General features: G+C 70.2%; 11 protein-coding genes and 2 tRNA genes. 6 read left to right on the top strand and 7 right to left on the bottom strand.

What is annotated here, in order from left to right; translation table 11 throughout:
- Nucleotides 1-49: 49 nt before the first annotated feature.
- From WC969_05055 to WC969_05035, 5 genes are all read right to left on the bottom strand, one after another.
- Nucleotides 50-2,260 (bottom strand): heavy metal translocating P-type ATPase, encoded by a 2,211-nt coding sequence (locus tag WC969_05055; GenBank protein MFA6029203.1) that lies wholly within the window; start codon nt 2,258-2,260, stop codon nt 50-52.
- Nucleotides 2,261-2,301: 41 nt separating this feature from the next.
- Nucleotides 2,302-2,631 (bottom strand): hypothetical protein, encoded by a 330-nt coding sequence (locus WC969_05050; GenBank protein ID MFA6029202.1) that lies wholly within the window; start codon nt 2,629-2,631, stop codon nt 2,302-2,304.
- A gap of 170 nt (nt 2,632-2,801) precedes the next feature.
- On the bottom strand, nt 2,802-3,317 hold the full coding sequence (locus tag WC969_05045) for a hypothetical protein (GenBank protein ID MFA6029201.1): 516 nt from the start codon (nt 3,315-3,317) through the stop codon (nt 2,802-2,804).
- A gap of 258 nt (nt 3,318-3,575) precedes the next feature.
- Nucleotides 3,576-3,662 (bottom strand) — tRNA-Tyr (locus WC969_05040).
- A 113-nt stretch (nt 3,663-3,775) separates the two neighbouring features.
- Nucleotides 3,776-4,327, bottom strand: a complete 552-nt coding sequence (locus WC969_05035; protein ID MFA6029200.1) for a ferritin-like domain-containing protein — start codon at nt 4,325-4,327, stop codon at nt 3,776-3,778.
- A gap of 55 nt (nt 4,328-4,382) precedes the next feature.
- On the opposite strand from WC969_05035, the gene WC969_05030 reads away from it, so the two are divergent.
- Together WC969_05030 and WC969_05025 are read left to right on the top strand one after the other, a co-directional pair.
- Nucleotides 4,383-5,687: a putative glycoside hydrolase gene (locus WC969_05030; protein MFA6029199.1), complete on the top strand. Its 1,305-nt coding sequence runs from the start codon at nt 4,383-4,385 to the stop codon at nt 5,685-5,687.
- Nucleotides 5,688-5,757: 70 nt separating this feature from the next.
- Nucleotides 5,758-5,829, top strand: a tRNA-Arg gene (locus WC969_05025).
- A 47-nt stretch (nt 5,830-5,876) separates the two neighbouring features.
- Here WC969_05025 and dinB read toward each other — a convergent pair.
- Together dinB and alaS are read right to left on the bottom strand one after the other, a co-directional pair.
- On the bottom strand, nt 5,877-7,019 hold the full coding sequence (gene dinB, locus WC969_05020) for a DNA polymerase IV (GenBank protein ID MFA6029198.1): 1,143 nt from the start codon (nt 7,017-7,019) through the stop codon (nt 5,877-5,879).
- Between the two features lie 53 nt (nt 7,020-7,072).
- Nucleotides 7,073-9,826 (bottom strand): alanine--tRNA ligase, encoded by a 2,754-nt coding sequence (gene alaS, locus WC969_05015; GenBank protein ID MFA6029197.1) that lies wholly within the window; start codon nt 9,824-9,826, stop codon nt 7,073-7,075.
- Nucleotides 9,827-9,863: 37 nt separating this feature from the next.
- Between alaS and WC969_05010 the strand changes: the two genes are divergently transcribed.
- The 4 genes from WC969_05010 to WC969_04995 all read left to right on the top strand — a co-directional run bounded on the left by WC969_05010 (nt 9,864) and on the right by WC969_04995 (nt 13,077).
- The gene (locus WC969_05010) at nt 9,864-10,898 is read left to right on the top strand and encodes a zinc-binding dehydrogenase (GenBank protein ID MFA6029196.1); all 1,035 of its coding nucleotides are present in this window, start codon (nt 9,864-9,866) and stop codon (nt 10,896-10,898) included.
- A 63-nt stretch (nt 10,899-10,961) separates the two neighbouring features.
- The gene (locus WC969_05005) at nt 10,962-11,948 is read left to right on the top strand and encodes a M23 family metallopeptidase (GenBank protein ID MFA6029195.1); all 987 of its coding nucleotides are present in this window, start codon (nt 10,962-10,964) and stop codon (nt 11,946-11,948) included.
- 26 nt (nt 11,949-11,974) lie between these two features.
- Nucleotides 11,975-12,379, top strand: coding sequence for a polymer-forming cytoskeletal protein (locus WC969_05000; GenBank protein ID MFA6029194.1), 405 nt, complete (start codon nt 11,975-11,977; stop codon nt 12,377-12,379).
- Nucleotides 12,376-13,077 (top strand): SurA N-terminal domain-containing protein, encoded by a 702-nt coding sequence (locus tag WC969_04995; protein MFA6029193.1) that lies wholly within the window; start codon nt 12,376-12,378, stop codon nt 13,075-13,077. The genes WC969_05000 and WC969_04995 overlap by 4 nt, the downstream gene beginning before the upstream one ends.

The following is a 13,077-nucleotide window of genomic DNA, read 5'->3' as shown; positions in this document are numbered from 1 at the left end:
CCTCTCCCGCCATGCCGGGAGAGGGGAGGAGGTGAGGGGCTGCGCCGCCTCAGACCCGGAAGCGGCGCAGCCGCAGGGAGTTCCCGACCACGAAGACGCTCGAGAGGCTCATGGCCGCGGCCGCGGCCATGGGGCTGAGCGACCAGCCCAGCCACGGCTCGAGCGCGCCCGCCGCCACGGGGATGAGGACGACGTTGTAGGCGAAGGCCCAGAACAGGTTCTGCCGGATGACGGAGAGGGTCCGGCGCGCGAGCGCGACCGCCGCTGCGACGCCCGCGAGCCGCGGCGAGAGCAGGAGCACGTCCGCCGTCTCCGCCGCGACGTCGGTCCCGCCGCCCATCGCGACGCCGACCTCGGCCTGGGCGAGCGCCGGCGCGTCGTTGATGCCGTCGCCCGCGAAGGCGACGCGGTGCTTGCGCTGGAATATCCGCAGGGCCTTCGCCTTCCCTTCCGGCGAGAGCCAGCCGCTCGTCTCTGCGATGCCGGCCTCGCGGCCCGCGGCCGCGGCCGTCTCGGGCGCGTCGCCGCTGAGAAGGACGACGCGCAGTCCCAGGCGTTTGAGCCGCGCGACCGTCTCCTTCGCGTCCGCCCGCAGAGGGTCGGCGACCGCGAGGAGTCCCGCGGGGCGGCCGTCGACGGCGACGAAGATCCTGGTGCGCGCGCGCGCCGCGAGTCCCCCGGCAGGCTCCGCGAGCGCGGCGAAATCCACGCCGAGCTCCTCCATCCAGGCCGCCGAACCGGCCTCGACGCGGCGCCCGTCCACGCACGCGCGCACCCCGCGCGAGGGCAGGGCTTCGAACACGGACGGCTCGGGGACGGAGAGCCCTTCGGTCTTCGCCTGCTCGAACACCGCGCGGGCGAGGGGATGCTCGGAGCGCTTCTCGGCGGACGCCGCGAGGCGCAGAAGGTCGGCGCGCTCGAAGCCCTCGGCCGCGAGCGCGTCGGTCAGCGCGGGGCGGCCCTCCGTGAGCGTCCCGGTCTTGTCCAGGGCGATGAGACCGGCTTCGGCGAGCGTCTGAAGGGCCTCACCGCGCCGGAAGAGCAGCCCCAGCTCCGCCGCGCGGCCGGTCGCGACGAGGACGGCGGTCGGCGTCGCCAGGCCCATCGCGCAGGGACAGGCGATGAGGAGGACGGAGACCGCGTGGACCAGCGCGAGGGCGAGCGCGGGCTTCGGGCCGAGCAGCAGCCAGAGCACGAAGGTCGCGGCCGCCGCGAGCAGCACGGCAGGGACGAAGCGCAGGACCACGGCGTCGGCCAGCGCCTGGATGCGCGGGCGGCTCGTCTGAGCGGTCTCCACGAGCTCGACGATGCGCTCGAGGACGGCGTCGCGGCCGGTCGCCTCGGCCCGGAAGCGGAAGGCGCCGGTCCCGTTGACGGTTCCGCCGGTCACCCGCGCGCCCGCGGCTTTTCGGACCGGCATGGGCTCGCCGGTGAGCATCGCCTCGTCGACGAAGCTCTCGCCTTCGAGCACGACCCCGTCGCAGGGCACGCGCTCTCCGGGACGGATGAGGACGACGTCGCCGGGACGGAGCGCTTCGACGGGGACCTCGCGCTCCGCGCCGTCCTCGAGGCGGCGGGCGGTCTTCGGGCGGAGCTCGCCCAGGCGGCGGACGGCCGCGCTCGCGCGGTCCTTCGCGCGGGCCTCGAGCCAGCGGCCGAGCAGGACGAAGGCGATCACCGAGGCCGAGGACTCGTAGTAGACGTGCGCCGTCCCGGGGGGGAGCCGCGCGGGGGCGAAGGTGCTTGCCAGCGAATAGAGCCAGGCCGAGAGCGTGCCGATGAGCACGAGCGCGTCCATGCCGGGGGCGCCGCTCCGCAGGCCGCGCCAGCCGTTCGAGAGGAAGCGGCGTCCCGGCCCGAACTGGACCGCCGAGGCCAGCGCGCAGAGCAGGAGGTTGAGCGGGGTCGGACCCGCGTGCGCGTGCGCTCCCGCGAGCATGGGGGACATGGAGAGCGCGAGGGTGGGGGCGGCGAGCAGGGCCGCGGAGAGCGCGTCGCGGCGCAGCGCGCGTGCGTCCTCGGCGCGGCGGCCGTCGGCGGCCTCCGCCGACTCGGCCGCGACGGGGCGGTAGCCGAGACGCTCGACCGCACGGTAGAGCGCGGACGCGGGGGCCGTTGCGCGCACCGAGACCTTCTCAGTGGCGAGATGGACCGCGGCTTCCTCCACGCCGGGGAGGCGGCGCAGGCCCTGCTCCACCTTGGCGGCGCAGGCCGCGCAGCTCATGCCGCGGACCGTGAACGTGAAGACGTCGTTCTTCATCTTCCCTTTAGATGCGGGCGGAGGCGAAAGGATTCAGGTTCTCAGACGCCGAGAGGGAGGCCGGCGCCGGCGAGCGCGGCGGACACGGCGTGGATCATGTTCATGACGCCGCGCGCGAGCCAGAGGCTGAAGAGGAGGATGAGTCCCGCGGAGACGGCCTTCGCCCTCTTCGAGAGGACGGGGGACATCCAGACCAGGGCCAGTCCGAAGGGGCCGAGGCCGAAGAAGGTGCAGACGGCGATGCCCCAGGGCTTGTAGTACCAGGCGACGTGCTCGCCCTGACCGCGGCCGCAGAAGCGGCAGTAGGCGTCCTGGGCGTCGATGGAGCGCGAGCAGCCCCAGCAGAGGGTCGGGAGAGGGGGAGTCGTCATGGGGGAATCATAGCGAAAAAAGCGCCTCGCGCGGTGAGCTCGCCGCGCGAGGCTGTCCGATGAGGGAATCCGCCCGCCGCTCATCCACGGGGACACCGGGTGTCATCCGTCCGCTGCGGTGATGCGTGTCCCCTCGGAACCGGTGTCCAGAGGGAGGCGGCGGGCGCCTATTACTTCGTCCTCACGTAGACGCAGGAGTCCTGAAGGACGAACGCGCTCTCGACGACCTTGCCCTTGCGGATGAGCAGGAGGCCGTCCTTGAGTTCGGCCTGGAAGAACTCGCCGTTCTCGAGGGTCGGCCGGAACTTCGAGAGTTCTCCCTGGACGTAGGTCAGGACGCGGCCGTCGGAGGTCGCGAGGCGTGGACGATAGCCGATGAGGTCGCTCTGGAAGGGGAGGAGGGTCATCGGGTTCGTGTAGCGGTCGGTCTGGAGGCCGTTGTTGATGTCGAGGACCTGCTCGGCGATGAGGCCTTGCCCTTCGGGAAGGCCGTAGAAGCCGAGGTCGTCCTGGTTCTTCGAGTTCCCGAAGGTCTCGGGGACGACCTGGAGCTGCGCATAACAGGCGCCGGAGAGCTTCTTCTCGAGGCGATACTGCCCGTTGAAGGTCGTCGTCTTGGCGGATGCGGCCGCGGCGAGCGCGCAGACGAGGGCGGGTGCGAGCAGAGCGATGAGGCGCTTGGACATGGTTCCTCCGTTGCTGCGAGGGTATCCTAGCGCGTCCGCGGGGGCCGGCGTATGAGCCGAAGGGGGCCTGGGCCGGCGGACATTGGGCCCATGGCAAAGGGGGAAAAAGGACCTGAACACCTGTTCATTCCCGGGGCAGTCGCCGCGGACCTTCGCGGCGGGCGGGAGGGGCGGCGCGCCTCGTGCGAACCTCCCGCGCGGAGGAAAGAGGAAACGGACGAGCCGCCCCGGAAAGCAGGGCGGCTCGTTCGTTCAAGGTGGTGGTTGGGGAAGGATTCGAACCTTCGTAGGGCGTAGCCCGCTGGTTTTACAGACCAGTCCATTTGACCGCTCTGGCACCCAACCATACTGCGGTCAACGGAGAGTATCGTAGCTTTTTGAGTCGGGGCCCCGCAACTTCCCGCGAAAAAACGCGGAGCCGCTCCGACGAGGAGCGGCTCCGCGGACGCGTGCGGACGCTACGGCTGCGCCGTCGCTTTCCCTGCGGCTTTGTTCGCCACGAAGCCCATCGCGCTGGCGGGCACGTCGTTGACGCCTCCGGCGATCTGGGCCAGGTAGGCCGGCCCGAGCTCGCGGATGTGGCGGTCCACGTTCTGGAAGTAGTTCAGGTGCTCCTGCTCCTCGGTCATGATCAGCTCGACGAGCTTGGCGCTGATGTTGTCGCGGGCCTCGACGCAGACCTGGTGGAAGGCGTTGTAGTCCGCGATGGCCTTCTCCTCGAGCTCGACGTCGTAGTCCATCGCCTCGCCGATGCTCTGGCTCTTCTTCGTCGCCATCGAGGGGGCGGCCACGGGGACGCCGCCCAGCTCGTAGATGCGCTCGGCGAGCAGCTCGGCGTGGCGCATCTCGTCGATGGCGACGCGCTTGACGGGAGCGGCGACCTGCCCGTAGTCGCCGTCGGCCAGCGCGTAGTGCTGGGACATGTACTGGAAGATCGCCGCGAGCTCGTCGGCCCGGGCCTTGTTGAGGACTTCGATGACGGCCTGCTTGGGATCGCTCTTCGCTGCCATGAGACCTCCGTGCGACGATGGGGCGATTCTACATATTTTGTAGAATAGTCCAACGATGCTCGCCCTCCTCGCTCTTTCCGCCGTCCTTTCGACCGCCCCCGCCGCGGGCGTCCCCGTCTCGAGCGGCACCGCTCCGGCGGCCGCGGCGCAGGACATCAGCGGGGACGAGCCCGCCCCTTCCACGACGGCGCAGGCCCCGGTCGCACTCTCCGCGCAGACCACGACGGCGGTCACCGCTCCCGAAACGCCGCCGTCCAGCGTCCCGGCGGCCGCGACGGAGAAGAAGGACGGGAAGACGGCCGCGCGCAAGGAGCCCGAACCCGACCCCGACATCGCGTCCTCGGTGGCCATCTCGAGCGGCCCGGCGATGCGTGCGGTGCACCTGACGGCCTGGGTCGCCGGTGCGCCGAAGTCCCGCCGGGCTTTCCTCGACAAGCTCAAGGGCACGGTGGTCAACACCGTGGTCGTGCCGCTCAAGGAGACCGACGGCCGCGTCTACGTCCCCGGGGTGAAGAGCGCCGCGGAATACGGAACCTACGAGGCCGCCATCCCCGACCCCGAAGCCCTGCTCCGCGACCTGCGCGCGCAGAACCTCAAGGCCGTCGCGCGCATCGTGGTCTTCAGGGACGAACTGCTCTCCCGCAAGCACCCCGAGTGGGCCGTGCGCAATCCCGAGGGCGGCGTCTGGCGCAACCAGAACCGCGCCGCCTGGATGGACCCGTACCGCAAGGTCGTCTGGGACTACAACCTCGATCTCGCCGTGCGCGCCGCCGAGCTCGGCTTCGATGAGATCCAGTTCGACTACATCCGCTTCCCCACGGAGGGGAACACGCGCGCCTGCCGCTACGTGCGTTCGGACCACTCGCGGAACTCGGCCATCAGCAACCTCGTCGAGTTCCTGCGCCACGCCCGCCGCCGCATCGACCCGACCGGGAAGCCGATCTCCATCGCGGTCTTCGGCATGACCACGACCTCCAAAGACGACATGGGCATCGGCCAGGAGATCGACCGCCTCGCCCCGCTCGTCGACTACATCAGCCCGATGATGTACCCCTCGCACTACTACAAGGGGGAGTACGGGCTCGCGAGCCCGAACCGGGAGCCCTACAAGATCATCCACCGCGGGCTGCGCGACGCGAAGTCGCGGCTCAAGGAGCAGGCCCCCAAGCTCCGTCCCTATCTCCAGGATTTCTCCCTCTTCGGCGTCCGCTACGGACCCCAGCAGGTGAAGGCGCAGATCCTCGCCGCGCACCTGCAGGGCGTCGAGAGCTGGATCCTCTGGAATGCGAGCAACAACTACACCTGGTCCGTGCTGACGCCGCAGTACCTGGGACTGCCTCCGACGACGTCTGCGCAGTAGCCGCGTACACTTGCTATAATCGCACCCCGGGCTTCCGGAGTCCGGTCCTCGCGCCGGCCATCGCACCAACGCGCCCTTGGTGAAATGGATATCACGACAGCCTCCGGAGCTGTAAGTGAAGGTTCGATTCCTTCAGGGCGCAAGATATAAAGCTCTAAGAGCCTCCCGGCCCCGGGGGGCTCTTCTGCTTTATTCGAGCGGCAGCAGGTCGACGGGGGGCTCGAACTTCGAGACGGCGAAGCCGACGAGGCGGAAGCGCTTCTGGGCGCCCAGGAAGGGCTCGAGGAGGTCGAGCGCTCCGCGCTCGAGCTGGTCGAGGCGCCCGGTGGCCAGGCGCAGGGTCGTCTGGCGCGAGTGCGTCTCGTAGCCCTCGTAGCGCACCTTGACCGTGAGCGTCCGGCACCAGTGTCCCTCCGCGACCATGTCCGAGCGCACGCGGCGCACGCAGCCCAGCAGCGCGGCCTTCACCTCGTCGAGGTCGTCGGTGTCCTCGGGGAAGGTGTCCTCGCGTCCGAAGGACTTCTGCTCCCAGACCGGGTCCACGGGGCTCTCGCTGATCCCGCGCGCCTCGTCGTGGAGGTAGTCGCCGAAGCTCCCGAAGACGGCGCGCAGCGTCTCGCGCGAGAGGCGGCGCAGCTGGCGGACGGTCTCGACGCCCCTCTCTCGCAGGCTCTCCTCGGTCTTCGGCCCGACGCCGCGCAGCGCGCGGACCTCCTTGGGGTCGAGGAACTCCTGAACGCGCGAGGGGATGACGACGGTGAGGCCCCCGGGCTTCTTGTGCTCGCTGGCGAGCTTGGCGACGAGCTTGTTGGGGCCGGCGCCGATGGAGCAGGAGAGGCGCTCCTTCGCGCGGACCTCCTGCTGGAGCGCGCGGGCGAGCTCGCGCGCGGCCTCGAAGGTCGCGCGGCGGGAGACGTCGAGGTACGCTTCGTCGATGCCGACGACCTCGAGGACGTCGGCGGACGCGCGCAAGAGCTCCATGACGCGACGGCTCGCCTCCGAGTAGGCGGCGAAGCGCGGACGAAGGTAGACGGCTCCCGGGCAGCGCCGCCAGGCCGTCGAGATGGGCATGGCCGAGCGGATGCCGAAGCGCCGCGCCGGATAGTTGCACGTCGCGACGATCCCGCGCCCGCGCCCGCCCTTGGGGTCGGAGCCCACGACGACGGGCTTTCCCGCGAGGGTCGGGTCGTCGCGCTCCTCGACGGCCGCGAAGAAGCAGTCCATGTCGACGTGCAGGACGATGCGGGGAGCGGGATGGACTCTCGGAACGCGCCGGGGAGAGTCCGCTTCCGCGCGTTCCGAGGGGGTGTGCTGCGAGGGATCTGGCGCCAAAGGGGGGACTCCGATGCCTGGACGGAGCCGGGGATCCCCGTCAGGATTCCCGGCTAAAGGTGGACGAGCTCCTTCACCTTGTTGACGATCTCTTCCCAGTCGGCGTCGGGCCCGCCGCCCTGGGCGAAGTCCTTGCGCCCGCCGGCGCGCCCCTTCGTGATGACGGCGATCTCGCGGGCGATCTTCGAGGCGTCGATGCCCTTGTCCACGAGATCCTGCGTCACGCTCAGGACGAAGGAGAGCTTGTGCTCCTCGCTGGTGGCCAGGAGGACGACGCCGGTGCCGAGCTCGCGCTTGATCTGGTCGGCGATGCCTCGCAGGGTCTGGATCTCGGCCTGGGCGAACTTCTGCACGGAGAGCTTGACCGCGCCGACCTGCAGCACGACCTGCCCCATCTTGGCCTGCTGGGAGAGCTTCGACTGCTTGTGGGAGTCGAGGTCGGCGCGCAGGATCTTCTCGAGCTCGCGCAGGGCGCCGAGGGACTTGCGGACCTCCTCGAGGGGGCCGGTGTCGGCGTCCGGGATGTTCTTGACGACGTCGCGGTAGGGCTTGCCGGTCACGGACTGGATCTTCGAGGTGACCTCGATGTAGCGCTGGATGGCGTCGCGCAGGCCTTGGCGCGTCTTCTCCTCCTCGATGCGCTGGAGGTGCTCGAGGGCGGGGCCGGCGACGGCCTCGATGCGGCGGATGCCGGCGGCGACGGCGCTCTCCTTGACGATCTTGAAGTCCTGGATCTCTCCGGTGCGCTCGACGTGCGTGCCGCCGCAGAGCTCGAGGCTGTAGCGGTCGAGCGGGTCGCGGAAGCCCTTGGGGCCGATGAGCACGAAGCGGGGGCGCGCGCCGTAGTTCTCGCCGAGCAGGGTCAGGGCCTTGAGGGCCTTCGCCTCCTCGGCGGCGCGCTCCTCGACCTCGACCGGCAGGTCGCGGGCGATGGCCTCGTTGACGATCTTCTCGACCTCGGCGACCTGCTCCTCGCTCATGGGCTTCGGGTGCGTGAAGTCGAAGCGCAGGCGGTCGGGCGCGACCATCGAGCCCGCCTGCCGCACGTTGCCGCCGAGCACGCGGTGCAGCGCCTCGTTGAGGAGGTGCGTCGCCGTGTGGTGGTAGGCGGTCTTGCGCCGCCGCTCCGCGTCGACGACCGCGCGGACCTTCGCGTGGAGCTTCAGCGGCCGCTGGGCCGTGACGCGGTGCGTGAGGAGATGGGGGTGCGGCTTCTGGACGTCGTGGACGAGCGCGAACTGCTTCTTCTCGTCGACGTCGTCGAGGAGGACGCCCTGGTCCCCGACCTGGCCGCCGCTCTCCGCGTAGAAGGGGGTCTGGAGGAGGACGACCTCTCCCTCGTCGCCGGGCTTGAGCTCCTCGGCCTCCTCGACGCCGGAGGAGCCGTAGCGGAGGATGAGGATCACCCGGGTCTCGTGCGAGGTCTTGTGGTAGCCGATGAACTCGCTCTTGAGGCCGGGGTGCTTCTGGAGGAGCTTGTCGTAGTGCACCGTGGGGCGCTCGCCGGAGCCCTTCCAGCCGGCGCGCGCGGTGTCGGCGGCGGCCTCCTGGGCCTTGGCGAAGCCCTCTTCCTCGACGGAGACTCCGCGGCGCGAGGCGATCTCGCGGGTCAGCTCGAGGGGGAAGCCGAAGGTGTCGTAGAGCTTGAAGGCGGTCTCGCCGGGGAGGGTCTTCGGGTGCGCCTCGAGGATCGTCGCGAGCTCGCGCTCGCCCTTCTCGAGGGTCTCCAGGAAGCGCTGCTCCTCGGCGAGGAGGGTCTGCTCGACCTGCCCCTTGGCGGCGAAGAGCGCCGGGTAAGGGTGCGCGTAGACCGAGAGCACCGAGGGGACGAGGGCGTGGAGGAACGGCTCCTTCGCTCCGAGCAGGCGGCCGTAGCGCGCCGCGCGGCGGATGAGCCGGCGCAGGACGTAGCCGCGCTCGACGTTGGAGGGGATGACGCCCTCGGAGGCGAGCATCGCGGCCGAGCGGATGTGGTCGGAGACGATGCGGTAGGCGGTGCGCGCCTCGGCGGCCGCGGCGCTCGACTCCTTCTCCCCGGGGAGCGGGGTGCTCAGCACGGAGGAGGCGGCCGCCGCGATGGGCGCGAGGAGGTCGGTCTCGAAGGGGCTCGGCTTGCCCTGCACGATCATCGAGAGCCGCTCGAGGCCCATGCCGGTGTCGATGTTCTTGAAGGGGAGGGACTTCAGCGTCCCGCCCTCGAGCCGTTCGTACTGCATGAAGACGAGGTTCCAGACCTCGAGGTAGCGGTCGCAGTCGCAGCCGACCGTGCAGCCGGGCTTGCCGCACGACCACTCGGGGCCGAGGTCGTAGTAGATCTCCGAGCACGGGCCGCAGGGGCCCGTCGGGCCCATGGCCCAGAAGTTGGAGTCCTCGCCCAGGCGCGTGATGGGGTTCGACACGCCCTGCTTCTTCCATATCTCCTCGGCCTCCGCGTCGTCCTTGAAGACCGTGGGGTAGAGGCGCCTGGGGTCGAGCCCGACCGTGCCGGTGAGGAAGTCCCAGGCGAAGTGGACGGCGTCGGCCTTGAAGTAGTCGGCGAAGGAGAAGTTCCCGAGCATCTCGAAGAAGGTGAGGTGGCGGATCGTCGTGCCGACGCGGTCGATGTCGGTGGTGCGGAAGCACTTCTGGCAGGAGGTCGCGCGCGAGATGCCCTTCTTCATCCCGAGGAAGTAGGGCTTGAAGGGGACCATGCCGGCCGAGGTGAAGAGGAGGGTCGGGTCGCCCTCGGGGATGAGGGGCACCGAGGCGCAGATCAGGTGGCCTTTGCGGTCGAAGTATTTGAGGAAGCCGTCGCGGAGGTCGCTCATGTTGGCGGGGTATTCTACAAAAAGATAAGCTCCGCTCATGCACAAGCTGCTCGTCCGCCGGCCCGGCGGGCACCGCGCCCTCGAGTGGACGGAGACGGCCGAGCCCGTCGCCATGAAAGGCCAGGTCCTCGTGCGCGTCGCGGCCGCCGGCGTCAACTACGCCGACTGCCTCGTGCGCATGGGCTGGTACTCGGCGGCCAAGGGGCGCTATCCCCTCACGCCCGGCTTCGAGTTCGCCGGGACGGTGGAGGCCGTCGGCCCCGGGGCCGGCCGCTTCTCCCCGGGCGAGCGCGTCTTCGGCCTTCTGCGCTTCGGCGCCTACGCCGAGAAGGTCGTCGTCGACGAGCGCTGGCTCTGGCGCTGCCCCGCCGCCTGGTCCCTCGAGGACTGCGCGGCCTTCCCGACGGTCTTCCTCACGGCCTGGTACGGGCTCCTGCGCGCCGCGCGCGTCGAGCCCGGCGAGCTCGTCCTCGTCCCCTCCGCGGCGGGCGGGGTGGGCTCCGCGCTGCTCCAGCTCTGCGCGGCCTGCGGCTGCCCCGCGGTCGGCATCGTGGGCTCCGAGGAGAAGGTCGCGGCGGCCCGCGCGCACGGGGCCCGTGCCGTCATCGTCCGGGGGACGCGCGACCCCTGGAAGGCCGCGCGCGCGCACGCTCCCGAGGGCTACGACGTCGTCTTCGATTCCGGAGGACCCCAGACCCTGCGCGAGGGCTACGCCCTGCTCTCCAAGGGGGGGAGGCTCGTCGTCTACGGCTTCGCCGAGCTCTTCCCGCGCGGAGCCGCGCGCCCCAACCCGCTCGGCGTGCTCTGGCGCGGCTCGCGCGTGCCGCGCTTCTCCCCGCTCGAGCTCACCTCCGCGAACCGCGGGGTGCTCGGCTTCAACGTCGTCCACCTCTTCGACCGGCCGGACCTGGCGTCCCGAGCGATGGAGCAGCTCCTGGGCTGGATCGCGGAGGGGAAGGTCCGGCCGCTGGCGCGCACCGACTTCCCGGCCGAGCGGGCGGCGCAAGCCCACGCGGCGCTCGAGTCCGGAGCGACCGTAGGCAAGCTCGTCCTCGTCTTCGCCCCCATATAGATATCGCGTTTCTGTAATAATCCGTCCATTGACAGTTCCGTCGATGGCGGGTACAATCTGTTTGTGCCCCGCGCCTCCGAGGTGTTCAAGCGCGTCGAGCGGTTCCTGAGCAGGACCGTCACGGTCCTGGTCATACCGCACAACGACCTTCCCCTGCTCCGGGGGCGGTTCTCCCTCTCTTTCCTCGCTTTCGGCCTTCTCTTCTGGACCGGCATGACCGTCTGGGCCGGCTTCGTCGTCGGCCGCCACGCGGACTACATGGTCACGAAGGCCGACAACATGGTCCTGCGCGCCCGCATGAACTACATGGCCGAGGAGGTCGACAAGGCCCGCGAGTTCCTCAACATCGCGCGCTTCACCGACCGGCAGCTGCGCCAGCTCCTCGGCATGCGCGTGCAGAACCCCCCGGCCTCGGAGAGCCAGGCCTTCGGCGGGCCGACCGCCGCCGACCGCGCCGGGCTCATGCGCGCGCTCTCCGCCGCCGCTCCGCCCTCGCTGCCGTCCATCCACCGCACGATGAGCGAGCTCCGCGCCGAATCCCAGCAGCGGCTGGCGAGCTTCCAGGAGATCACCTGGTTCATCGCCAACCAGCGCAGCCTCATGCGCGCGACGCCGAGCATCTGGCCCGCGGCCGGCCGCGTCACCTCGCCCTTCGGCTATCGCTTCTCCCCGATCCGCCACTCGCCCGACGAGGAGGACGAGGGGCAGTTCCACGCCGGCATCGACCTCGGCAACGGCCCCGAGACCCCGATCCTCGCCACCGCCGACGGCGTCGTCCGCTACGCCGGCTGGTCGGGCGGCTACGGGCTGATGGTCCTCGTCGACCACGGCTTCGGCTACTCCACCCTCTTCGGACACACGTCGAAGACTCTGGTCCGCATCGGCGAGCGCGTCAAGCGCCGCCAGACGATCGCCCTCATGGGCGCCACGGGACGCGCGACCGGTACGCACCTCCACTACGAGGTCTGGCAGCACGGACGCCCGGTGAATCCGCTGAAGTACCTCCAGGTCCAGCCGGGCATGATCAGCTCCCTCGATTCGGAACCGTGAGCATCTTCTCCACAAAAGGCAAAATCATGGCTGAGACCAGCGACGTCGTCACCGTCGTCGGCCCGGAAGCGTATTTCCAGGGCGTCATCACCGTCCGAGGCTCGCTGCGCATCGAAGGCGAGGTCGAGGGCGACATCCACGAGGCCGCGACCGTCGTCGTCGGCCGCCGCGGCAAGGTCCGCGGCGACGTCACCGCGGAGAGCGTCGTCGTCGCGGGCTCGCTGAACGGAGACATCACGGCTTCCGTCCAGATCGAGCTCAAGACGGGCGGCCGCATCCTCGGCGACATCCGCTCCCCGAAGCTCGTCATCGAGGAGGGGGCCCACTTCGAGGGGCACTGCACGATGGGCGACGCCGCGAAGGCCGACGCCCCCGCGCACCGCCGCGTCGAGAAGGCCGAGAAGACCGAGAAGCAGGCGCTGCCCTCATGATCGGCCTCCTGCGACGCTACCGCCAGCCGCTCTTCATCGCCGTCACCGCGGTCTTCCTCATCGGCATCTTCGTCGGCCTCGGGGGCTACTTCTTCTCCGGCGCCGACCTCAGCGACACCGTCGCCGTCGTCGGCGACGCCAAGATCCCCTACTCCAAGTTCCGCAACCGGGTCAACCAGTACCTCGAGATGATGCGCGAGCAGCGCAAGGTCGAGGTCACGCAGGCCATGGAGACCGAGGTGAAGCAGGGGATGCTGCGCGACATGATCGTCGACGAGCTCCTCGCCGGCGAGGCCGAGAAGATGGGGCTGCGCGTCAGCGACATGGAGCTCTCCCTGAGCATCCAGAACACCCCCGCCTTCCAGCGCGAGGGGCGCTTCGACCAGGACCTCTATTTCCAGGCCGTGCGCTTCTCCTTCAAGACCTCCCCCGAGCAGTTCGAGCGGGACCAGCGCCGCGCGATGCTGAGCGCGAAGCTCAAGTCGATCCTCGCGCGCAGCGCGAAGGTCTCCCCCGAGGAGATCGACTCGGAGTGGGCCGTCGCGAGCAAGGCCAAGGGCGCGCCCAAGACGAAGGAGGATTTCGCGGGCCAGCTGCGCCAGAAGCGCGCGCTCGACACGATCAACTCCTTCCTCCGCGGGCTCGCCGCCTCGACGGAGATCCGCACGTACCTCGACCAGCGCGAACAAGGGGTCTGA

This window comes from Elusimicrobiota bacterium (assembly GCA_041660925.1).
Taxonomy (GTDB): domain Bacteria; phylum Elusimicrobiota; class Elusimicrobia; order UBA1565; family UBA1565; genus JBAZUV01.
Note: the sequence above shows the minus strand (reverse complement) of the source record. Positions and strands in the feature narration are given on the sequence as shown.